The sequence below is a fragment of the Bradyrhizobium sp. LA6.8 genome (genome assembly GCF_040547935.1).
Taxonomy (GTDB): Bacteria; Pseudomonadota; Alphaproteobacteria; order Rhizobiales; family Xanthobacteraceae; genus Bradyrhizobium; species Bradyrhizobium barranii.
In genome coordinates this window covers 537,408-559,572 of sequence record NZ_JBEPQQ010000003.1, presented here as the reverse complement: position 1 = coordinate 559,572, position 22,165 = coordinate 537,408, and the positions used below count along the sequence as shown (strand labels likewise).

Below are 22,165 nucleotides of genomic sequence, written 5' to 3'. Positions count from 1 at the left end.
TCAACCAGTAAATCTGTTTTACTGGTGTTCCAATCTTTGGTGTCCCGATGTCGAAAGAGTCTCGCAAATTCCAGGTTCCCGACACGCTGGCGAACGTCTACGATTTCGCCAACACGCTCGATGTTCGCCACTTCACGCATTTTGGCGTGGAGCATCCGGAGAGCGATGAGCTTGACGGGCCGAAGGAACTTGCGGACTGGATGCGGGAACGCGGCCTTGGCGCCGAGGGCGGGCGTGTCACGCCCGCGATGTTTGAGACTGCGCTACGACTGCGCGGCGCCTTGCGCGCCTATCTGCAATGTGAGCCCGCCGAGCGGCCCCGGAACAGGAGCGTTCTCGGCACGCTCAATGAGGCGCTCGCGCCGTTTCCGTTGCGGGTGGAGGCGCGCGCAGGCCGTGGCGCGATGCTGTCGGCAGCGCACGAGGATGCGCTCGCAGGCCTGTCGGCCATCGCGATCGAGCTTCATGACGCAACGCTTGTGGGAACGCTGGACCGGCTGAAGATGTGTGCGTCGGAGGAATGCCGCCGGGTGTTCTTCGACCGCTCGAAACCATCGACGCGGCGGTGGTGCATGTCGACGCTGTGCGGCAACCGGATGAAGACGCGCGCCTATCGCGAGCGGCAGCGCGAGGCGAAATAGATCACGCGGCGCTCAGGCGCGGTAGTGGCCCGACTTGCCGCCGAGCTTCTCGACCAGGTGGATGCCCTCGATGCGCACGCCGCGTTCGACCGCCTTGATCATGTCGTAGATGGTGAGGCAGGCGACCGACACCGCCGTGAGCGCCTCCATCTCGACGCCGGTCGGGCCCGTCACCTTCACGCTGGCGCGGACGAGGCAGCCCGGCAGTTTCGGGTCGGGCTCGATGTCGACGGTGACCTTCGACAGCGCGAGGGGATGACAGAGCGGGATCAGCTCCGAGGTGCGTTTGGCGGCCATGATGCCGGCGATGCGCGCGGTGCCGAGCACGTCGCCTTTCTTGGCGTTGCCCGAGACGATGAGATCAAGGGTTGCCTTGGTCATGATGACGTGGCCTTCGGCGACCGCGAGCCGCTCGGTCGCGGGCTTGTCCGACACGTCCACCATCCGCGCCTCGCCGGAGGCGCCGATATGGGTGAGGGCAGGGCCGGCTTTCGCTTTGGATTGCCTGGCCTTGGCGGGCTTGCGCGCCATGTCAGCGCGTACCCGTCGCGCGCGGCGCGTTCTCGCGCGCGAGCAGCGTGCGGGTGGCGGCGGTCACGTCGGCCTGGCGCATCAGGCTCTCGCCGACCAGGAAGGTCGACATGCCGACGCGCTCGAGCCGGGCGAGATCGGCGGGCGTGAAGATGCCGCTCTCGCCGACCATCAGCCGTTCCGCTGGGATCAGCGGCGCCAGCGTCTCGCTGGTCGCGAGCGTGGTCTCAAAGGTGCGCAAATTGCGGTTGTTGACGCCGATCATCGGCGAACGCAGCTTCAGCGCGCGGTCGAGCTCGGCGCGGTCGTGGATTTCGATCAGCACGTCCATGCCGTAGGCAAGGGCGGCGTCCTCGAGATCCCTGGCGGTGGCATCGTCGAGCGCGGCCATGATGATCAGGATGCAGTCGGCCCCATGCGCGCGCGCCTCAATCACCTGATAGGTGTCGAACATGAAATCCTTGCGCAGCACCGGGAGCGACGTCGCCACGCGCGCCGCCACCATGAAGTCGAGATGGCCCTGGAACGATGGCGTGTCGGTCAGGACCGACAGACAGGCCGCACCGCCGGCTTCATAGGCCCTGGCGAGCAGCGGCGGATCGAAATCGGCGCGGATCAGCCCCTTCGACGGCGAGGCTTTCTTGACTTCGGCAATCAGCGCGTAATCGCCATTGGCGTGCTTGGCCTTGATCGCGCGCACGAAGCCGCGTGGGGCTCCCTGCGCCTTGGCCTTGGCCTCGACCTCCGAGAGCGGCTGCGCGCGCTTGGCGGCTGCGATCTCTTCGCGCTTGTAGGCTTCGATCTTGGTCAGGATGTCAGACATGTCAGGTTCAGCCGTTCGAGACCGCGATCAGATGCTTCAGCCGCGCGCTCGCGGCGCCGCTGTCGAGCGACTTCGCACCGATCGCAACGCCCTCCTTGAGATCCTTGGCGCGGCCGGCCACGACCAACGCTGCGGCGGCGTTGATCAGCGCGACATCGCGGTAGGGGCTCGGCTTGCCGTCGAGCACGCTCTGCAAGGCGATCGCATTGGCGTCGGCGTCGCCGCCCCTGAGCGCACCGGGATCGCAGCGCGGCAGCCCCGCGTCCTCCGGCGTCACCTCGAAATTCCGGATCTCGCCATTGTGGAGCGCGGAGACGAAGGTCGGGCCGGTGAGGGTGATCTCGTCGAGGCCGTCGGAGCCATGCACCACCCAGGCGGATTCCGAGCCGAGGTTTTTCAGCACCTGCGCCAGCGGCTGCACCCATTGCCGCGAGAACACGCCGACCATCTGGCGCTTGACGCCGGCCGGGTTGGACAGGGGGCCGAGCAGATTGAAGATCGTGCGTGTCGCAAGCTCGACCCGGGTCGGGCCGACGTTCTTCATCGCCGGATGGTGGGCAGGGGCGAACATGAAGCCGATGCCGCATTCGCGCACACAGCGGCCGACCTGCTCGGGCCTGAGGTCGATCTTCACGCCGAGCGACGCCAGCACGTCGGCGGCGCCCGAGCGCGACGACAGCGCACGGTTGCCGTGCTTGGCCACCGGCAGACCGGTGCCCGAGACGATGAAGGACGCGCAGGTCGAGACGTTGACCGAGCCGGAGCCGTCACCACCGGTGCCGACGATGTCGACGGCGTCCGCGGGCGCGTCGACCGTGAGCATTTTGGAGCGCATCGCCGAGACCGCGCCGGTGATTTCGTCCACGGTCTCGCCGCGCACCCGCAGCGCCATCAGGAGGCCACCCATCTGCGAGGGCGTGGCCTCGCCGGACATCATGGCGTCGAAGGCGGAAGCCGCTTCGTCACGCGACAGGCTGGCGCCGGTCGCCACTTTTCCAATGATCGATTTCAGGTCGTCCATCGCGTGCTTTCAACTCACTGGTTCGCGCCGGTCACCTGCGCGAAGGCGGCCTGATTAATGGTGGTCCCGATGTCGGTTTCAAGCTTGTTGACGTAGGAGGCGACCTGCTCGTCGGTCAACGCGCGGTCGAGGCTGTCCTTCAGCTTCTTCACCGCGTCGGACGCGGCGTCGACCGCGGGTTCGACGATGTCGGTGACGCGGAAGACGATCACCTCGCTGCCGCCGCTCACGGCGGTCTGTCCGACCCCGTCCTTGGCGGTGCGGAAGGCGGCCGCAACGACGTTGGCGGGCACGCCGGCGGGCGAGTCGTCGCGCTTGAAGCCGGAGGCGGTCTCGACCTTGGCGTTGATCGCGGCGGCCTCGTCAGCGAGCTTGCCGCCCTGTTCGAGCTTCTGCACCATCTCGGTCGCTTTGGTCTTCAGCTTGGCGGCGATCTGGTCCTGGCGCCAGCGCGCCTCGACCTGGTCGCGGACCTCGTCGAGATTGCGGTCGCGCGAGGGCGTGATGGCGAGCACGTCGTACCAGACATAGCCGCCCTTGAACGAGATCGCGTCGTTGTCGACGCCGACATCGGTGTTGAAGGCCTGCGACACCACGTCGAGGCCCTGCGGGATGCTGGTGACGGGCTGGCCGTTCGGGGCACGGCCGGAGCGGTCGACGGCATCGATGGTCACGGCCGTGAGGCCGAGCTTCTGCGCCGCGTCGATCACGCTGGCGCCGCCGCCGCGCTCGTCTTCCATCTTGTCGCGGAGATCGTTGACCTTGACGCGGGCGCGCTCGGTGGCGATCTCGCGCTTGATGTCGCCGGCAAGGCTGGCGTAATTCGCTTCACTGCCCGGCTCGATCTTGTCGACCTTGACGATGGACGTGCCGAGACGACCCTGGATCGGCTGGCTGATCTCGCCTGCGGGAAGCGCGAAGGCGGCATCGCCGACCGCGGGGTCGAGCGACGATTTGGTCACGAGCCCGAGGTCGACATCGGAGGTGCTCAGCCCGCGCTCCTTGCCGAGGTCCTCGAACGACATCCCACCGGCGAGGCGCTCGCGTGCGGCCTGCGCCTCAGCGGCGTTGGGGAATACGATCTGATGGATCTGGCGCTTCTCCGGCGTGCCGAGCCGGTCCTTGCGCTGGTCGAACACTTTCCTGGCGTCCTCGTCGGAGACCTCGCTCCATTTGCCGATCTCTTCCGGCGAGACCACGACGAAGGAAATCTTGCGAAATTCGGGCGCGCGGAACTGGACCTTGTGATCCTCGAAATAGGCGGCGAGGGCTTCGGGCGAGGGAGCGTCGATGGTGCCGGCCTGCGCGGCGTCGAGCCTGACGAATTCGATCGCGCGCTGCTCGTTCTGGAAGCGCGTCAGCACGTCGATCATGGCCTTCGGCGGTTCGAGGCCGGCGCCGATCGTGCCGGTGATCTGCCGGCGCAGCGACACCTTGCGCTGCTCGGAGACGTAGCGCTGCTCAGTATAGCCGAAATTGCGGATCACGGCCTGGAAGCGGTTCGGATCGAAGCTGCCGCCGACGCCCTTGAAGTTGGGGTCGTTCATGATGACCTGGCGGATCTGCTCGTCGGACTGGCCGAGCCCGAGCCGGCGGGCTTCTTCGTCGAGGGCGGCTTCCGCGATCGTCTGCTGGAGCACCTGGCGGTCGAGGCCGAAGGCACGCGCCTGGTCAGGCGTCAGCGGCCGGCCGAACTGGCGGCTGATCTGTTGCAGCCGGTCGGTATAGGTCTGCCGGAACTCGTTCAACGAAATCTCGGTGCTGCCGACCTTGGCCACCGTGGACTGCCCGAAGCCTTTGAAGATGTCGGCGATGCCCCAAACGCCGAAACTGATGATCAACACGCCCATCACCACGGCCATAATGGTCTTGCCGAGCCAGTTTGATGAGGCCTTGCGCATTCCTCGAAGCATTTGGTCCAACTTGTTTGGCAGGAGGGGAACGGGAGCGCGTCTTAATGCAGATTCCGCAAAAGCGCGTCACCAAATTGATCAATCATCATAAAGTGGTGGCTTTCCCCCCGCAACCTCAGGCCACGCGGTCCCTCGACGCTGCGGTTAAAAGCCCTGGGCTCTCTGGAACTGCCGCGACAGCTCTGCTAGCGGATGCACAAACCTCATTTTGCTGGAAATTGACATGACCGACGCCATCCGACCGCTGATCGCCGGCAATTGGAAAATGAACGGCCTCAAGGGCTCGGCTGCCGAATTCGACGCCATGCTCAAAGGCGCGGCAGAGGTGGCCGCCAAGGCCGATTTGCTGGTCTGCCCGCCGGCGACCCTGATCGCGGCCTTCGCCGACGGGGCGCGCGGAAGCAAGGTCGCGGTCGGGGCGCAGGATTGCCACCCCAAGGCCTCCGGCGCCCATACCGGCGATATCGCTGCCGAAATGCTGGCCGATGCCGGTGCGACCGCCATCATCGTCGGCCATTCCGAGCGTCGCGCCGACCACGGCGAGGGCGATGCCCTGATCCGGCAGAAGGCCGAGGCCGCCTGGCGCGCCGGCGTCACCGCGATCGTCTGCATCGGTGAGACGCAGGGCCAGCGCGATGCCGGCCAGACCCTCGACATCCTGCGCGGCCAACTCGACGGCTCGCTGCCGGACGGCTCGACCGCCGCCAACCTGGTCGTGGCCTATGAGCCGGTCTGGGCGATCGGCACCGGCCTGACCCCGACGGCCCAGGATGTCGAGCAGATTCATAGCTTTATCCGGGAACTCCTGACCTCCCGGTTCAGGGCGGACGGGGCCAGGATGCGCATCCTCTATGGCGGCTCGGTCAAGCCGTCGAACGCGGCCGAGCTGATGTCCGTGAAGAACGTCAACGGCGCGCTGGTCGGCGGCGCCAGCCTGAAGGCGGCCGATTTCCTTGCGATTGCGAAGGGCTGCCCCTAGCTAATCTCAAAGCGCGGCCGTGGCCGATCGGGGGGTGGCAATGCCTCTTCCGATCGTGTAACACCGCGCAACTTCAGGAAAACCCGCGAAGCGCGATCGGCCGCCGTCTCGGCGCTGTCGGCTTGTGACGGAAGGACACTATGCAGACTGTTGTCATCGTCATTCACCTCATGATCGTCGCCGTCATGATCGGCGCCGTCCTGCTTCAGAAGTCGGAAGGCGGCGGCCTCGGCATGGGCGGAGGCGCAGGCTTCATGTCGAGCCGCGGCACCGCGAACCTTTTGACGCGGACCACCGCGATCCTGGCTGGGGGCTTCTTCCTCACCAGCCTGTTCCTGTCCTGGCATGCCGGCTACAACCGTGCGCCTTCGTCGATCATCGGCGCGCCGGCGTCCCAGACCCAGCCGGCCGGAGGCGCCCCGATCGCGCCGCCGACCTCGGGCGGTATCCTGGATTCGCTGAAGAAGGCCGACGAACAGCAGCAGAACCAGGCGCCAGCCGGCCCGCAGGTGCCGCGCTCGCAATAAAGCAGGGGGGCCATGCAGGGCGGCTTCTACCGTCCTGCATCAAAAATCCCCATCAAGGCTCTGTCACCACTCTTAGTTTTGGCTCACCCACAGGCCCGCAAATTATTTGGGGCGGAATACGAATCGCTTTGGCGAATCGAATTCGAGGGATTAGAGGTTAAGTCCCATGGCGCGGTACATATTCATCACCGGCGGCGTGGTCTCTTCGCTCGGCAAAGGTCTGGCTTCAGCGGCACTCGGTGCCCTGTTGCAAGCCCGGGGCTACAAGGTCCGCCTCCGCAAGCTCGACCCCTATCTCAACCTCGATCCCGGAACGATGTCGCCGTATCAGCACGGCGAAGTGTTCGTGACCGATGACGGCGCGGAGACCGATCTCGATCTCGGTCACTACGAGCGCTTCACCGGCCGGCCTGCGACCAAGCAGGACAACATCACCACCGGGCGCATCTACCAGGACATCATCTCCAAGGAGCGGCGCGGCGATTATCTCGGCGCGACCATCCAGGTGGTTCCGCATGTCACCAACGCTATCAAGGAATTCGTCCTCTCCGGCAATGACGATTACGACTTCGTGCTGGTCGAGATCGGCGGCACCGTCGGCGACATCGAGGGCCTGCCTTTCTTCGAGGCGATTCGTCAGCTCAAGAACGAGCTGCCGCGCGATCATGCCGTCTACATCCATCTGACGCTGCTGCCTTACATCCCGAGCGCGGGCGAGCTGAAGACCAAGCCGACGCAGCACTCGGTGAAGGAGCTGCGCTCGATCGGCATCCAGCCGGACATCCTGCTCTGCCGCACCGACCGCGAGATCCCGAAGGAAGAGCGGCGCAAGCTGGGGCTGTTCTGCAACGTCCGCGAAAGCGCCGTGATCGAGGCGCGCGACGTCGACAACATCTACGCCGTGCCCGAGGCCTATCATAACGCGGGCCTCGACGACGAAGTGCTCGCCGCCTTCGGCATCGGCTCGCGGATTCCTCCGGAGCTGCGAAGCTGGCAGCAGATCAACGAGCGCGTCCGCAATCCCGAAGGCAACGTCACCATCGCCATCGTCGGCAAATATACCGGCATGAAGGATGCGTATAAGTCGCTGATCGAGGCGCTCTCGCATGGCGGCATCGCCAACAAGGTGAAGGTCAATCTCGACTGGATCGAGAGCGAGATCTTCGAGAAGGAAGATCCCGCGCCGTTCCTCGAACACGTCAACGGCATCCTGGTGCCGGGCGGTTTCGGCCAGCGCGGCGCCGAAGGCAAGATCCGCGCGGCGCAGTTCGCGCGTGAGCGCGACGTGCCGTATTTCGGCATCTGCTTCGGCATGCAAATGGCGGTGATCGAAGCCGCGCGAAACCTCGTCGGCATCGAGGACGCCAACTCCACCGAGTTCGGCCCGACCAAGGAGCCGCTGGTCGGCCTGATGACCGAATGGCTGCGCGGCAACGAGCTCGAGAAGCGGTCCAAGGCCGGCGATCTCGGCGGCACGATGCGTCTCGGCGCCTATCCCGCGGCGCTCAACCGCGGCAGCCGCGTCTCGCAGGTCTATGGCGGCGCGACCGAGATTTCCGAGCGCCACCGCCACCGCTACGAGGTCAACACCGCCTACAAGGACCGCCTCGAGCAGCATGGGCTGAAATTCTCCGGCCTCTCGCCCGATGGCGTACTGCCGGAGATCGTCGAGTACGAGGATCATCCCTGGTTCATCGGCGTCCAGTTCCATCCCGAGCTGAAGTCGCGGCCTTTTGAGCCTCATCCTCTCTTCGCCTCGTTCATTCAGGCGGCGATGGTGCAGTCGCGTCTGGTGTGATGCCTCAGGGCGCGGCAGTGTAGTCGCGCACGAGGTGCATCGGCGCCGCGACCGGCATTGAGGGATCAGGCGCAAGCGTTTCCGTGACGATCTTCATCTGCGGCCGTCGCGTCAGCTTGTAGACGGCGGCCGGCGGCACGTTCAGCAAGGCGCGATCCACCAGCTTTGCCCGCAAGCCCAGCCGGTCGAGCACCGGCCGCGGCACCGGGCAGCTCATCCCGTAGGTGAACTGATAGAACGCGCCTCCCGGGCGGACGTAACGGAACGCACCGCCGATAATGGAGACGACCTTGCGCGTCGACATATTGAGCAGCGGCAGGCCGCTGACCACGGCGCCGACGGGCGCGCCGTCATAGAGCCGCTCCGTCGTGAGCCGTCCTGCATCCATCCACAACACGCGCGCGCCGGGAAAACGGATTTGCAGGAGCTTGGTGAAGTCCGAACCGTATTCGATCAGCGTGAGGTCCTGCTGGCGCACGCCGCGTTTCAGAAGCTTGTAGGTGAAAGCGCCGGTGCCGGGGCCGAGCTCGAGGATCGGGCCGGTCGTTGCGGTGATCTCGCGGGTGATGAGATCGGCTAGGGCAGCGCCCGAAGGCGCGATCGCGCCGACCCGCCGCGGGGCCGACATCCAGGACAGGAAGAATGAGAGGAAATCGTTGGGCATGCGCACTCCGGCATTTCGATTGCGCCTCGCAAATCAGAGGTGAGGCGGTCGAAGAGTCGCCTGAGCGCATTGCGACAGCATTGCGCTTGAGACGCAGAGACGAATTGAATCAGCCCTGTTGCAGGGGCGGCAGCGTCATCCTGAAGCATGCACCGCCGTTCGGTCCGTCCAGGACCGAAACGTGACCGCCATGGAGGAGCATGATCTCGTGCACCATGTTGAGGCCGAGGCCGGCGCCGCGATCGAGCGGCGTGAGCCGGTAGAACGGCTCGAAGATCAGCTCGCGCTGATCGGCCGGAATGCCCGCGCCCTCGTCGGTGACCTCGATGCTGGCGGGACGGCTGACGCGAATGACGATCGTGCCGCGGCGAGGGCCGTGCTGGATGGCATTCTGCACGAGGTTGGTCAGCGCGCGTTCGAGCGCGGCCGCATCGCCGAGTACGTCGATCCGCGCCGCCGGTGCGTCGAAGGACAGCTCATAGCCAGCCGCAATCGCCAGTGGTGCGAGGTCGGCGGCAACGCCTTGCGCGACGGAGACCAGGTCGACCGGCACGAATGGATGCCCGCAACGGTCGAGCCGCTGGATATCCAGCAATTGCTCGGCAAGCGTCGCGAGCCGCGCCGCATCCTCGATCAGGCGGGTCTTGTCCGGTCCCGACGGCAGCGATTCCAGCCGCGTGTTCAGGATCGCGATCGGCGTACGCAGCTCGTGCGCGGCGTCGGCAACGAAGCGCTTGTGGCGAGCGTAACCCTGATCGAGCCGCGCGAGAGCGTCATTGACCGCGGCCACGAGCGGCACCACCTCGAGCGGAATCTGCTCCACCGACAGCCGCGCGCCGCGCTGATGGATATCGATCCGCCGGGCCTGGTCTGCGGTCGCGTCCAATCCTCTGAAAGCGCGCTGCACGACCATCGGCGTCGCGATGAACGTCGCGGTCCCCATCAACAGCAGGCCGGGGAGCGCGATGCCCAGCAACACGAGCGACGTCGTGAACACCGCCTTGGCGCCGCTGAGCTTCCCCTGCGTCGCCGTGATGACCTGCACGTTGCCGGCGGCCGTGTCGATGCGTTTCAACCGCGCCGCCGGCTTACGTGGGTCGTCCTCGAAGAGCTGCCAGCCGAGCCGCGCCTGGCTGATCTGGTCGAGGGCGCCTCCGATCCCGGCGAATTCAGCCGGCACGGGGCCTTCACTGAGCGAATGCCCCTGCCTGTCGCGAACCAGCAACCAGAGGTCGGGGGCCTCCTCGCGCAACGCTTTCAGCTCAGCCGTCGGCCGCAGCGTCAGGCCGCCGGCTGCGTCGCGCGCGAGCGCGCTCTGCACGACGTCGATCACGCGGTCTTCGTCCCGTTGGACCAGCACGAAGCCCGTAGCGCACAGCGCGCCGATGATGACGACGACCAAAGCGACGAACAGCGCGGCCTGGAGCGAAAGCAGGCGCCAGCTCAGCCGAGAGCGCAGGCAATATGGGTCGGCGTGCCTGCTCACGGCAGTTTCTTCAGGAGATAGCCGACGCCGCGGATGCCGTGGATCTCCACGTGCGCGTCGGCTTCGGCAAGCTTGCGGCGCAGCCGCGAGACATGCGTATCGAGTGCGTTCGACTGGATCTCGTCGTCGAAACTGTAGACCGCTTCCTCCAGCGCCGATCGCAGCACGGTCCGGCCCATGCGGCGGACCAGGGCTTCGAGCACAAGGAGCTCCCGCCGCGGCAGTTCGAGCGGAGCCCCGTCGACGCTCGCCTCGCGATGGCCGAAGTCGAAGGCGAGGCGGCCGGCGCGAATGATGTCGGGCTGAACCCCGGCGGGCCGGCGCAACACCGCGCGCAGGCGCGCCAGCAGTTCCTCCACCGCGAATGGTTTTGCCAGATAATCATCCGCCCCGCTGTCGAGCCCGGCGACGCGATCGGCGAGCTCGCCGCGTGCCGTCAACACGATGATCGGCACACCGTCGGCGCGCGCTCTCAGTTTCGGAATCAGGGCAAGACCGTCGCCGTCGGGCAGCTGGCGATCGAGCAGCACGGCGGCGTGCACGTCGGCGGAAATGGCCTCTTCGGCCTCGGCAAGCGTTGGCACGTGATCGACGATCATGTCGTACCGCTTGAGCGCCGAGGCCAGCGCCCCGGCCATCTCCGCTTCATCCTCGACGAGCAAAATCCGCATGATCCGCACCTGAGCCTCAACCGAAGCGTTGTAGCGGCAGTATCATTGCGGCAGCATTACGGGAACCGGGTGCGATCGGGGCCGGCAAGCCATGCGCCAGACGCCGCGGGCGGTATCGGGCGGGGCCGAAGACACCGTCACGGCCAGCCGTTATAACCGCCGACGTCATCAGGGAGGAACCAGAATGATCTATGAAATGCGCATCTACCGTTGCGTGCCCGGCCGCCTGCCGGCGCTCTTGAAGCGGTTCGAGACGGTCACGCTGAAGCTCTGGGAAAAGCACGGCATCAAGCAGGCCGGCTTCTTCACCACGCTGATCGGCGAATCCAACCAGGAGCTGACCTATTTCCTGGCGTGGGATTCGCTCGCCGACCGCGAAGCGAAGTGGGGCAAGTTCATGACCGACCCGGACTGGATGAAGGCGCGTGCCGAGAGCGAAGCGGACGGCCAGATCGTCGGCAACATTGTCAGCCAGCTCCTGACGCCGACCGCGTTCTCGGCGGTGAAGTAAGGGGCCGCCGGCGCAAGGGCCTCGCACGGAACCCCGGCGCAACCCTGATATTCGGGTGGCCCGGGGCGAATGGGGTTGATCCGACCCTGATGGCGGCTATGGTCGCGCCGAAACGAGGGACATTGGCCTTGAGCTCTTCGAATTCAGCGGCGCCGGTCGTCACCATTGGCACAGTCAGGTTCGGCAACGATCTGCCGATCTCGATCATTGCCGGGCCGTGCCAGCTCGAAAGCCGCCAGCATGCGCTGGAGGTGGCCTCTGCGCTGAGGGAGATCGCCGCGCGGCTGAAGATCGGGCTCGTCTACAAGACCTCGTTCGACAAGGCCAACCGCACCAGCGCGTCGGCGGCACGCGGTCTCGGGCTCGCACAGTCGCTGCCGATCTTCGCCGAGATCCGCGCCTCCCTCGGCTTGCCGGTCCTGACCGACGTGCATGACGCCGCGCAGTGCGCCGAGGTGGCGCAAGCCGTGGACATCCTCCAGATCCCGGCCTTCCTGTGCCGGCAGACCGATCTGCTGCTGGCGGCCGCCGCGACGGGCAAGGTCGTCAACGTCAAGAAGGGGCAATTCCTCGCGCCCTGGGACATGGCCAATGTCGTGACCAAGATCACGACCGCGAACAATCCCAACGTGCTCGTCACCGAGCGCGGCGCCTCGTTCGGCTACAACACGCTGGTCTCCGACATGCGCGCGCTGCCGATCCTGGCGCGCACCACCGGCGCGCCCGTGATTTTCGACGCCACCCATTCGGTGCAGCAGCCGGGCGGGAAGGGGACGTCCTCGGGCGGCGAGCGTGAGTTCGTGCCGGTGCTGGCCCGTGCAGCCGTCGCGGTCGGCGTTGCCGGCGTCTTCATCGAGACCCATCCCGACCCTGACCGCGCGCCCTCGGACGGACCCAACATGGTGCCGCTGCGCGAGTTCGAAGGGCTGATCCGCACGCTGATGGCATTCGACGCGGTGACGAAAAGCACAACGCGCTGATGTCCCCGCCTGCGACCGGGCCGTCGTCCGACCAGAAGTTTCCGCCCGCGATCAATATCATCGCGCTCGCGAGCTTCTCGGCGGCGTTGTCCACGCGCGCGCTCGATCCCGTCCTGCCGCATGTCGCTGAGGATTTTTCGATCAGTATCACGACGGCCGCCAGCATCGCGGCCGGCTACGCCTTGATCTACGCGCTGGTTCAGCCGGTGATCGGCGCGGCTGCCGATCTGTTCGGCAAGGCGCGGTTGATGACACTGTGCCTGGCGCTGCTTGGCGTCTCCTGCATTCTTGGCGCGGTCGCGACCACCTTCTCGGGCCTGTTCGCGAGCCGCATCCTCGCCGGGATCGCCTCCGGTGGCGTGTTTCCGGTCGCTCTCGGCCTGACCGCCGACCTCGTTGCACCCGCCAAGCGGCAGGTCGCGATCGGCCGCACGCTTGCGGGTTCGATGACCGGCAATCTGCTCGGCGCGACCGCCTCCGGCATCATCGGTGAACTCATCGGCTGGCGCGGTGTGCTCATGATGCTCGGCGCGCTCGGCCTGATCGCGGCCGTTGCGGTGGCCGCGGGCTTTCGCGGTGCCGCGCTGACGGCGCCGCCGAAGACCGATCTGAAGGCCTTGCGGCAGGGCTACCGGACCATCTTCGCCAACCCCAACACGCGCTACTGCTACTCGGCGGTCTTCGTCGAGGGCTGCTGCGTATTCGGCCTGTTTCCGTTCATCGCCGCGCTGCTGTTTGATCTCGGCGAGAAGTCGCCGTCGATCGCAGGCATCGTGATCGCGGGCTTTGCGATCGGCGGACTGTTCTACACTTTCACGGTCTCACGCTTCCTGCCGTGGCTCGGCGTCAAGGGCATGATGATTGCGGGTGCGGGCCTCGTCGGACTGCAGCTCGGCGTGCTCGCCTTCGGTCCCGGATGGAAGCTGCAATTCGCCAGCATGCTGGCGATGGGCTGGGGCTTCTACATGATCCACGGCTGCCTGCAGGTGTTTGCCAGCGAGCTGTCGATCGGGGCGCGGGCGACGGCGATGTCGCTGCATTCGTTCTTTTTCTTCATGGGGCAGACCGTTGGCCCGATCGCCTATGGGCTTGGCCTCCAGCACGGTGGCAAGGTCCCGACCCTGCTCGCGAGCGCCGCGATCATGGTGGTGCTGGGTCTCGTCTGCGCCCGGCTGCTCAAGCAGAGGGCACCCTCGGACGCACGGGTCTGAGGGGAGTATCGAACTACCGGTTTCCGTATTTTCCCGGAAGAGATTGGTGGCTAAAGCCGTTCAATCTTAAATCAAATCTCATCGTTCGCTCCGTAAATTGCCCGCGGACCGCGTCTTGGCGGCAATATGGATCAGTCGATGCAAAAGCAGCGTTCAGTCGCCCGCATCCTCGGGGCAGTGGTTGGGTCTCTCGGTCTCGTTCTCGTCGTCATCTGTGCCTATGCGCTGAAGCTCGCGGTCACCCGCTACTCGGACAGCAACCGCATCGTCTCGCTCGCGGTCGCCAGCCGCGACCTGACCAATACGCTCGTGATTTTCCGCCTGGAGCGCGGTGACACGCTGAGCTATCTGGCGTCGGCCGCCCCCGCGCCCGACAGCGTCATGAGCAGTCTCGCCGACCAGCGGACCACGGTGCAGAAGAATTACGCGCTGGCCTTGCAGAGCCTCGCCTCCGCTGAGGCGCCCGGTCTTGCCGAAAAGCTCGACAAGCTCCGCGGCATCTGGGCGCAGCTCGAGGAACTGCGGCCGCGCGCGGTCACTGCGCTGAAGCAGGAGAAGGCGGCGCGCGACGCGAACCTGCAACCGAGCTGGGCCAAAATCAGCGACGCCTATATGGATGCGATCGGCGACGTCACCGCCCATGTCGACAACGCGATGACGCTGATCGATCCCGTGGTCGATCGCCTCCTGATCGCCAAGCAGGCCTCCTGGCAGGCCCGCGCCAACGCAGGTCAGACCATTCTCGTCCAGTTCTCCTCGATCCTCGCCAACAAGACCTGGACCGCCGCCGATGGCGTAACCTTTGCCGATCTGCGCGGCCGCATCCAGCAGTCCTGGGTGGTCGTGCGCGATCTCAGCCCGAATGTGGCCTCGCCCGAGCTGTTGCAGGCGATCCGTAACGCCGAGCCGGAAATTTCCGGCGCGCTCAGCGACGAACGCAATGCCATTGCGACCAAGCTGCTCGCCGGCGAGCCCGCCGGCGTCGCAGGCATCGACTACCGCGATCGTCAGCTTGTCGGCGCCAACAACGTCGTGATCGTCACACAAACCGCGCTCGCCAACATGATCTCGCGGGCCGAAGACGGCGCCTCGCGCGCCCGCTTCAGCCTGATCCTGTTCGGCCTGCTGGTGCCGGCCTCGCTGGCGCTGACCATCGGCGGGCTGACGCTGATGCGCAACCGCGTCACCCGGCCGCTGACCGCGATCACCGGTGTCATGACCCGTTTCGCGGCGCATGATTTCGCCGGCGAGGTGCCGGGCCTCGGCCGCAATGACGAGATCGGCCGTATGGCCGCGGCGCTCCAGGTGTTCAAGGAGGCCATGATCAACGCCGAGCGCCTGTCCGGCGACCAGGCCGCCGAGCGCGCCGACAAGGAGAAGCGTGCATCCGAATTGTCCGGCCTCGTGCGGCAATTCGAGAGCCGCATCGGCCAGATGGTACAGACGCTGTCGAGCGCCTCGGGCGAGCTGGAGACGACCGCGCGCTCGATGTCGGGCACGGCGGCCGAGGCCCAGACCCAGGCCGGCTCGGCCTCGACGCTCGCCGACCAGGTCGGCGGCGGCGTGCAGACTGTGGCGGCTGCGGCGGAGGAGCTCAACGCCTCGATCCGCGAGATCAACCGTCAGGTCGAGCAGGCGACGCGCGCCACCGAGCAGGCGGTCGTCACCGTCAAGGAAACCGACAGCACCATGCGCGCGCTTGCCGACGGCGCCGATCGCATCGGCGAGGTCATCGGCCTCATCACCTCGATCGCCGGCCAGACCAATCTGCTGGCGCTGAACGCAACGATCGAGGCAGCCCGAGCCGGCGAGTCCGGCAGGGGGTTTGCGGTGGTGGCGAGCGAGGTGAAGAACCTGGCCTCCCAGACGGCGAAGGCGACCGAAGAGATCAGCGCTCAGATCACGGAGATCCAGGGGGCGACGCAGAAGGCGGTCTCGGCGATCGACGGCATCGTCAAGACCATCGAGGAGGTCTCGAGCATCAACCGCGTCATCGCCGCCGCCATCGAGGAGCAGAACAAGGCCACCGCCGAGATCGCAAACACCGTGCAGCACACGGCGGAAGCGACCTCGACCGTCACCCGCAACATCGCAACCGTGTCGTCAGCGGCGAACGAGACCGGCCGCGCCGCGTCCGGCGTGCTGAAAGCCGCCGCCAACCTGTCGAGCCAGTCGACCTCGCTGACGTCGGAGGTCGATGGCTTCATCAGCAAGGTGAGGGCGGTGGCGTAAGGGCTGGCGCGCGCTCTATCGAATCGTCCTTGGCCCCCAGAGACGGCGCTTCGCGCCGCGCTGGGGTAGCACAATCAACGAGGGCGATGCGCGCGGGCGGCGATTGCTTGCGCGCGTTCGAGCAGCGCTTCGGCCCGCTGCACGATCGGGATATCGATCATCTTGCCGTCGATGGCGAAGGATGCGCGTCCCTCGGCAGCCGCTTGCTTGTTGAGCGCAACGACGCGCTCGGCGTCCGCCACCTCCTTGGCGGAGGGGCTGAAACCCTCGTTGAGGATCGGCACCAGCGACGGATGGATACAGGCAGAGCCCACGAAGCCAAAGTCCGCAGAGCGCCTGACGATCCTTGTGTATCCTTCCAGATCGGAGAAGTCGGCGACTGAGCCGATGGTGCCGAGCGGCATGATGCCGGCGGCGCGGGCTGCCTGCACGACCTGTTGCTTCGGCATCAACAGGGTTTCTTCCGTCGGCTTGGCGCCGATGGCGGTGGCATAATCTTCCGCACCCAGTGAAATGCCGGCCAGCCGCGGGATCGATCGCGCGATCTCGTGAGCCCTCGAGAGAGGACCGGGCGCCTCGATCAGGCCGACAAACCAGATCTTGCCGATGGGCAATCCGCGCTCGATCTCCAGTCTGGTCACCATCTCGTCGAGCAGGCGCAGATGCTCGGCGCCTTCGACCTTGGTGATCTTGATCGCGTCCACGCCGGCGATGACAGCCGCTTCCAGATCGGGCACCGCCAATTCGAGCGGCTGGTTGATCCGCACCATGACATCCGAACTTCCGGTGTCGCGAAAGCGCTTCACGATGCCCGGGATCAGCTTTCGAGCGGTGGCCTTTTCAGCCAGCGGCACGCTATCCTCGAGATCGATGATCAGCGCGTCCGCGCCGCGCTCGACGGCCTTGACCACGAACCGCTCGACGTTCGCGGGTACGAACAGCGCAGAGCGCCAGACCGGGAATTTTCGTTCAACTGTCATGTGCTGGTTTCCTTCACAACGCCCGAGGCGAGGGCGGCATCGATGTCGTCAGGGCTGAGGCCGGCTTCGGCCAGGATGGTGCGGCTGTGCTGACCGAGGCGTGGCGCAGGCGTCCGGATGCTTCCGGGCGTCTCGGACAGGCGTACCGGGACGGCGTGCATCGGGAACGTTCCCATGTCCTCGTCGGGATAGTCGGCCAGCAGTCCCCGGGCCTGCACGTGGCGATCGTTCATCAAGCGGACGGTGTCGTTGATCGGACCGATCGTGACCTCGGCCGCCTCGAAGAAGGCGACGTTGTCGTCGACCGTTCGTGTCGCGATGAAATCGCCGATGATCTTGTCGAGTTCGGCGACATGGACGAGCCTCTGCTCGTTGGTCTTGAACTTTGGATCCTCGCAGAGCTCCGGGCGGCCGATCGAACGTAGCACGCGCATCGCCATGCCTTGCGTGGATGCCGACAGGCAAACCCAGCCGCCATCGAGCGTGCGGTAGACATTGCGCGGTACCGAGCCGCTCGAGCGGCTCCCGCTGCGCGGTTTGACCACGCCGGTCAAACGGTAATTTGCCGCCTGAGGCCCGAGCGAGTTGACGATCGGGTCGAGCAGCGGCAGGTCGATCACCTGTCCCTTTCCGCTGTTGATCTCGACCTCCCGAAGGGCCGCCATCGCAGCGAACGCTCCGGTGAGACCGGACAGGGCATCGGCCAGATACATAGGCGGCAATACCGGCTCACGATCGGGGAAGCCGTTCATCTCGGCGAAGCCCGAAAAGCCTTCCACCAATGTCCCGAAGCCGGGCCGGCGATGATAGGGGCCGGTCTGCCCCCATCCCGATATGCGAACGATCACGAGCTTGGGCTCCAGCCGCAGCAGTTCCTCGGGCGAGAGCCCCATCTGCTCGAGCGTACCGGGACGGAAACTCTCGACCAGCATCGCGGCGCCGGGAATCATCTTGCGGATCAGCGGCACCGCTTCGTCGTGACGGAATTCCAGGCAGATGCTGCGCTTGTTGCGCGAATGGATCTTCCAGTTGGTCTCGACGCCCTTGGTGCGCCAGCCGCGCAGCGTATCGCCTTCGCGCGGCTCGACCTTGATGACGTCGGCGCCGAAGTCGGCGAGATGCTGGGTGAGCAGATTGCCTGCGACCAGCCTCGAGAGGTCGATGACGCGGAGCCCTGTCAGCGGGCCGCGGACACCGGGGGTGTAATCGGCCTGATGCAGTCCGCTTTCGGGAGAGGTGGCGTCAGTGGGATTTACCATGGTTCCGTTCTGTAAACAGGATGCCGCCGGTGACAGGCAGCCACAGGCGCAACTGGCGGTCAGTCGTTGCCTCCTGGGTTTCGATGCGGATCTGATTTCCGCCGACGCTCAATCCGATTTGCCATCGGCCGCCAACATAGGAATGGCTGACCACGTCGGCTTCGACGATCGAACCTCCGATCGCCTGATCGTTGGCCGCCGCCAGGCGCATCTGCTCGGGGCGATAGGCAAACGTGACCTTGTCGCCCAGGGATGGACGTTTGTCGGACTTGATCAGAACGCGCTGACCATCGGCGAGACTTACCAGTGTCTGTCCATCGCCGTCGGGCGCCCCGACCACGTCGCCGTTGAGGAAATTGGTCGTTCCGATGAAGTCGGCGACGAAACTGTCTGCCGGCCGCGTGTAGATCTCTTGGGGCGAGCCGATCTGGCTGATGCGGCCGCCATTCATGACCACGATGCGGTCGGACAGTGCCAGCGCTTCGACCTGGTCGTGCGTCACGTAGATCGTCGTCAGGCCGAGGCGCGTGCGCAGTTCGGCAAGCCAGGTCCGGGCGCGATCGCGCAGCTTTGCGTCGAGATTCGACAGGGGCTCGTCGAGCAGGAGGATTTCGGGCTGGTAGACCAACGTTCGCGCGAGCGCGACCCGCTGCTGCTGGCCGCCCGAGAGCTGATGCGGATAGCGGACCTGAAAGCGCTCCATCTCGACGAGAGCGAGACTCTCCTCGACGCGGCGCTTGCAGTCGGCGGTCGATACCTTGCGCAGCTTGAGCGGAAACACGACGTTGTCATAGACCGTCATGTGCGGCCACAAAGCGTAGCTCTGGAACACGAGCCCGCAATGGCGCGCTTCCGGCGGCAGGAAGATTCCCTTTTCTCCGTCGAAATAGGTCTTGTTGCCGACGCGGATGCGTCCGCTCGTCGGTTGATCCAGTCCGGCAATGGCGCCGAGCGTTGTTGACTTGCCGCACCCTGACGGCCCCAGCAGCGTGACGAACTCGCCATCGGCAACGTGGATGTTGACGTCGTCGATCGCTTTGACCGGTCCGTACCGCTTGTGCAGGTTCTCGATCAGCAACTCAGCCATAAAGCTTCACTCCGAGAAAAGCGCGCGCCGCCGTGACACAGACGCCGATGACCAGGATCTGGATCGTCGCCAGCGCGGACACCAGACCGACCTCGCCCTGCGTCCATGCCTGGAGCAGCGTGGTCCCGATCACTTCGCTGCCGGGAGCGAACAGGAAGATCGCTGTCGTGTATTCTTTGAAGAACGTGATGAAGAGGATGATGAAGCAGGCAACGAGTGCCGGCCGCAACAAAGGCAAAACGATGCGCCGGCTCGTCGTCCACCAGTCCGCGCCCTGCGTACGGGCGGCGCGATCGAAATCCGGGCTCATCTGCAACAACATCGGAGCAACCGCACCGAGCCCCACAGGAATGAAGTGCATCGTGAAGGCGGCAACCAGAATCCAGATCGTGTTTCGGAGGCCGCCCAAGCCGGGCACGAGCGCAAACGCATAGAAGAAACCGATGCCGGCGACGACGCCGGGCACGGCACGGGGAAACAGTGCGACGTAGTGTAGCGCGCCACGCCAGCGGAAGTCGGACCGCAGCACGATGATGGCGATCAGGGCGACCATCGCAGTGGCGACGACGCCACCGACCGAACTGACGATCAGCGAGTTCCAGATCGAACGCGGGTAGACCGGGTATTCGAGTATGTTGGCGAAGTTGCCGAGCGTCAGCACCTCGCTGATCGGCACCATCGGCGACAGCAGGCTCGTGAAGGCGCGCAGCAGCAGCGCGCCGATCGGCATCACGACAGTTGCGGTGATGTAGATCGCCGAGACGATGCAAAGCGGCCAGCGCAGGTTGTTCAGGCGGAAAGGGCGCGGTCGCGTGGCCTTGCCGCCGAGCGTGACGAAGCGCCTTGTATTGCCGAGCAGGCGTCCTTGTAGCCACACCAACACGCAGACGACGGCAAGCATCAGCACGGCAGCCGTTGCCACCAGCCCGTGATCGGGGCGGGCCGACGCCACGCCGTTGTTGTAGAGGAACGTGGTCAGCACAGTGATGCCGGCGGGATCTCCGAACACCAGCGGAATCGCGAGGAGCTCCAGTCCCACAGTGAAGTTCAGCACGGCACTATAGGCGATCGCCGGCATGAGGAGCGGCAGCGTGATCCGCCACAAGGTCCTCAAGGTGCCGGCGCCGGTCACGCGCGCGGCTTCCTCCAAAGTCGGATCGGTGATCGAGGCCGACGACATGCAGTAGATGTAGGCGACCGGTGCTTGCGAGACGCCCGCGATCATCGCCATGCCCGGCAGCGAGTAGAGATTCCAGGGCGCGCCGTCGAAGATCGACTGAACCAGAAGCGTGAGGTAGCCGGCCGGTCCGTAGATCGTGTACCAGCCGAACGACAGTACCAGCGCCGAGAGATAGATCGGCCACAGGAAGAGCTCGCCAAACAACCGCGCAAACGGCATGTCGGTGCGGCCGAACAGCACCGCCGCCAACGTGCCCAGCGTCTGCGAAATCACGGTGGTGAGGGTGGCGAACACGAACGTGTTCCAGATGACGAGCGCGAAGCCGTCGGTGCGAAGCAGGCGCCCGAAATTGCCCAGCGTCAGTTGCTGGCCGGAATCGTAGAGCGCACGATCCAGGAAAGATTGATAGAGAACGGGCAGGAGAGGCGCTGCGATCAGGACAATTGTCAGCAGCGCCATGCCGTACTGGATGACGGTATCGCGGCCGGGCAGCGGGTTCGGCAAAGCGTCCGCGGCCGACGACCCCAGCGCGCTGCTTGCGTCAAGCGACATTGAACGTCTTTTTCCAGCGCGCGAGGAAGCTGTCGTAGTCCCGCACCGCGTCCCGATCGTAGCCGATGTAGCAGATGTTCTGTTCGCCGACGGCTTCCACGATCGACGAGTAGGTGTGGCGGATTCCGTCGCCCGGCTTCACACCGGGGCGTGCCGGCGTCAGGCCGCCCCGTCCGAATGCGCGCTGACCGTCCTCCGAGACGACGTAGTCGAGCATCAGTTTTGCTGCGTTGACGTTCTTCGATCCCTTCGGAATCGCGATGCCACGCAGCACGACCGGCTGACCGTCTCCGATGAAGCTCCAGCCGAGGATCTTTGCCCGCGCCGGATCGTTCAGGCGCGGCCAGAAGGTGATGGCCGAAACGAAGAAGCCCATGGTGTATTCGCCGGAGGTGACCTTCTCGGTCATTGGGCCGCCGGAACGCTCGAATCGGGGCGAAAGCTTTGCAAGTTGGGCGAACCAGTCCCAGGCCTTTTCGCCGTGCTTCTTCACGAACGCGTAGCTGATGCCGTAGCCGAAAGTTGTTTGATGCACGCCGTAGCTGGTGATGCGGTTGCGCCAGGTCTTCTCGTTCGCGACCGCAAGCTCGACGAACTCGGCAAGTGTCTTGGGACGCTTGCCGTCGGCCACCAGCGTGTTGTTCCAGATCAGCGCCATGGGGTCGGACGAGACGGTGTAGACGCCGGGAAACGGCTTTGACCAATCCGGCCAGGCCTTCGCTTCAGGCGATACGTAGTCGAGGACTTCACCGCGCTCCTGGAAATCGATCCATCCGCCCGGATCGGCTGTCGCGATGAGGTCGCAGGTGCGGCTGTTGGTGCTCCGCTCGGCCAGATATCGCTCGAAGCTCTCGCGGGAGGCGGGGAGATCCAGGGTCTCGACCTTGATCTTCGGGTAGAGCTTGTTGAAGCCCTCGATCACGGGACGCCAGTTTTCCGGCGACATAATCGAGTAAATGAGAAGGCTGCCCTCGTTATGAGCGTCGTCGATGATCTTCTGATAAGTCTCGGGATACCCGTTCGGCGCCGCCTGGGCCGTGCCCCGGAGCCCCATCGTGGCGCCGAGAACCGACATCACCATTAAGCTTCTACGATCGATGCCCGACATCTACTGTTCCT

At 65.5% G+C, this 22,165-nt stretch carries 20 protein-coding genes; 8 read left to right on the top strand and 12 right to left on the bottom strand.

What is annotated here, in order from left to right; all coding sequences use genetic code 11:
* Nucleotides 1-47: 47 nt before the first annotated feature.
* A complete protein-coding gene (locus tag ABIA90_RS16295) occupies nt 48-641 on the top strand; it encodes a CGNR zinc finger domain-containing protein (protein ID WP_354118084.1) in 594 nt (197 codons plus the stop codon).
* 12 nt (nt 642-653) lie between these two features.
* Here ABIA90_RS16295 and moaC read toward each other — a convergent pair whose 3' ends face one another.
* Genes moaC through ABIA90_RS16275 form a run of 4 tightly spaced genes read right to left on the bottom strand, consistent with a single transcriptional unit; the run spans nt 654 to nt 4,929 of the window.
* Nucleotides 654-1,172 (bottom strand): cyclic pyranopterin monophosphate synthase MoaC, encoded by a 519-nt coding sequence (gene moaC, locus ABIA90_RS16290; protein WP_135213790.1) that lies wholly within the window; start codon nt 1,170-1,172, stop codon nt 654-656.
* A gap of 1 nt (nt 1,173) precedes the next feature.
* Nucleotides 1,174-1,995, bottom strand: coding sequence for an indole-3-glycerol phosphate synthase TrpC (gene trpC / locus ABIA90_RS16285; RefSeq protein ID WP_354118085.1), 822 nt, complete (start codon nt 1,993-1,995; stop codon nt 1,174-1,176).
* Between the two features lie 7 nt (nt 1,996-2,002).
* The gene (trpD, locus tag ABIA90_RS16280) at nt 2,003-3,016 is read right to left on the bottom strand and encodes an anthranilate phosphoribosyltransferase (RefSeq protein ID WP_166341966.1); all 1,014 of its coding nucleotides are present in this window, start codon (nt 3,014-3,016) and stop codon (nt 2,003-2,005) included.
* A 14-nt stretch (nt 3,017-3,030) separates the two neighbouring features.
* Nucleotides 3,031-4,929, bottom strand: a complete 1,899-nt coding sequence (locus ABIA90_RS16275; RefSeq protein ID WP_354118086.1) for a peptidylprolyl isomerase — start codon at nt 4,927-4,929, stop codon at nt 3,031-3,033.
* A gap of 223 nt (nt 4,930-5,152) precedes the next feature.
* Between ABIA90_RS16275 and tpiA the strand changes: the two genes are divergently transcribed.
* The 3 genes from tpiA to pyrG all read left to right on the top strand — a co-directional run bounded on the left by tpiA (nt 5,153) and on the right by pyrG (nt 8,233).
* Nucleotides 5,153-5,908, top strand: a complete 756-nt coding sequence (tpiA, locus tag ABIA90_RS16270; RefSeq protein ID WP_354118087.1) for a triose-phosphate isomerase — start codon at nt 5,153-5,155, stop codon at nt 5,906-5,908.
* A gap of 140 nt (nt 5,909-6,048) precedes the next feature.
* Nucleotides 6,049-6,435, top strand: coding sequence for a preprotein translocase subunit SecG (gene secG, locus ABIA90_RS16265; RefSeq protein WP_063983061.1), 387 nt, complete (start codon nt 6,049-6,051; stop codon nt 6,433-6,435).
* Between the two features lie 166 nt (nt 6,436-6,601).
* A complete protein-coding gene (gene pyrG / locus ABIA90_RS16260) occupies nt 6,602-8,233 on the top strand; it encodes a CTP synthase (protein ID WP_014494987.1) in 1,632 nt (543 codons plus the stop codon).
* Between the two features lie 4 nt (nt 8,234-8,237).
* Here the strand turns inward: pyrG and ABIA90_RS16255 are convergent, their stop codons facing one another.
* The 3 genes from ABIA90_RS16255 to ABIA90_RS16245 all read right to left on the bottom strand — a co-directional run bounded on the left by ABIA90_RS16255 (nt 8,238) and on the right by ABIA90_RS16245 (nt 11,054).
* On the bottom strand, nt 8,238-8,897 hold the full coding sequence (locus ABIA90_RS16255) for a class I SAM-dependent methyltransferase (RefSeq protein ID WP_354118088.1): 660 nt from the start codon (nt 8,895-8,897) through the stop codon (nt 8,238-8,240).
* 109 nt (nt 8,898-9,006) lie between these two features.
* Nucleotides 9,007-10,383: a sensor histidine kinase gene (locus ABIA90_RS16250; RefSeq protein ID WP_259257364.1), complete on the bottom strand. Its 1,377-nt coding sequence runs from the start codon at nt 10,381-10,383 to the stop codon at nt 9,007-9,009.
* Nucleotides 10,380-11,054, bottom strand: a complete 675-nt coding sequence (locus ABIA90_RS16245) for a response regulator transcription factor (protein ID WP_063983064.1) — start codon at nt 11,052-11,054, stop codon at nt 10,380-10,382. Before ABIA90_RS16245 ends, ABIA90_RS16250 begins: the two co-directional genes overlap by 4 nt.
* Nucleotides 11,055-11,238: 184 nt before the next feature.
* Between ABIA90_RS16245 and ABIA90_RS16240 the strand changes: the two genes are divergently transcribed.
* The 4 genes from ABIA90_RS16240 (at nt 11,239) to ABIA90_RS16225 (ending at nt 15,988) form a co-directional block, all read left to right on the top strand.
* Nucleotides 11,239-11,565 carry an NIPSNAP family protein gene (locus ABIA90_RS16240; RefSeq protein WP_063983065.1) on the top strand — a complete coding sequence of 109 codons (327 nt, stop codon included), beginning with the start codon at nt 11,239-11,241 and terminating at the stop codon, nt 11,563-11,565.
* A gap of 128 nt (nt 11,566-11,693) precedes the next feature.
* A complete protein-coding gene (gene kdsA, locus ABIA90_RS16235) occupies nt 11,694-12,545 on the top strand; it encodes a 3-deoxy-8-phosphooctulonate synthase (protein WP_063983066.1) in 852 nt (283 codons plus the stop codon).
* The gene (locus ABIA90_RS16230; RefSeq protein ID WP_354118089.1) at nt 12,545-13,756 is read left to right on the top strand and encodes an MFS transporter; all 1,212 of its coding nucleotides are present in this window, start codon (nt 12,545-12,547) and stop codon (nt 13,754-13,756) included. The genes kdsA and ABIA90_RS16230 overlap by 1 nt, the downstream gene beginning before the upstream one ends.
* A gap of 138 nt (nt 13,757-13,894) precedes the next feature.
* Entirely contained in the window at nt 13,895-15,988 is a 2,094-nt protein-coding gene (locus tag ABIA90_RS16225) for a methyl-accepting chemotaxis protein (protein ID WP_071917427.1), read from the top strand.
* 74 nt (nt 15,989-16,062) lie between these two features.
* On the opposite strand, the gene ABIA90_RS16220 is transcribed toward ABIA90_RS16225, so the two are convergent.
* The 5 genes from ABIA90_RS16220 to ABIA90_RS16200 are packed head-to-tail and all read right to left on the bottom strand — an operon-like array spanning nt 16,063 to nt 22,154.
* The gene (locus ABIA90_RS16220) at nt 16,063-16,968 is read right to left on the bottom strand and encodes an HpcH/HpaI aldolase/citrate lyase family protein (RefSeq protein ID WP_071913520.1); all 906 of its coding nucleotides are present in this window, start codon (nt 16,966-16,968) and stop codon (nt 16,063-16,065) included.
* On the bottom strand, nt 16,965-18,227 hold the full coding sequence (locus ABIA90_RS16215) for a CaiB/BaiF CoA transferase family protein (protein ID WP_354118090.1): 1,263 nt from the start codon (nt 18,225-18,227) through the stop codon (nt 16,965-16,967). The genes ABIA90_RS16220 and ABIA90_RS16215 overlap by 4 nt, the downstream gene beginning before the upstream one ends.
* Nucleotides 18,211-19,314 carry an ABC transporter ATP-binding protein gene (locus tag ABIA90_RS16210; RefSeq protein WP_071913524.1) on the bottom strand — a complete coding sequence of 368 codons (1,104 nt, stop codon included), beginning with the start codon at nt 19,312-19,314 and terminating at the stop codon, nt 18,211-18,213. Before ABIA90_RS16210 ends, ABIA90_RS16215 begins: the two co-directional genes overlap by 17 nt.
* Nucleotides 19,307-21,046 carry an ABC transporter permease gene (locus ABIA90_RS16205; protein WP_354118091.1) on the bottom strand — a complete coding sequence of 580 codons (1,740 nt, stop codon included), beginning with the start codon at nt 21,044-21,046 and terminating at the stop codon, nt 19,307-19,309. Before ABIA90_RS16205 ends, ABIA90_RS16210 begins: the two co-directional genes overlap by 8 nt.
* The gene (locus ABIA90_RS16200; RefSeq protein WP_259257366.1) at nt 21,036-22,154 is read right to left on the bottom strand and encodes an ABC transporter substrate-binding protein; all 1,119 of its coding nucleotides are present in this window, start codon (nt 22,152-22,154) and stop codon (nt 21,036-21,038) included. The genes ABIA90_RS16205 and ABIA90_RS16200 overlap by 11 nt, the downstream gene beginning before the upstream one ends.
* Nucleotides 22,155-22,165: the final 11 nt, after the last annotated feature.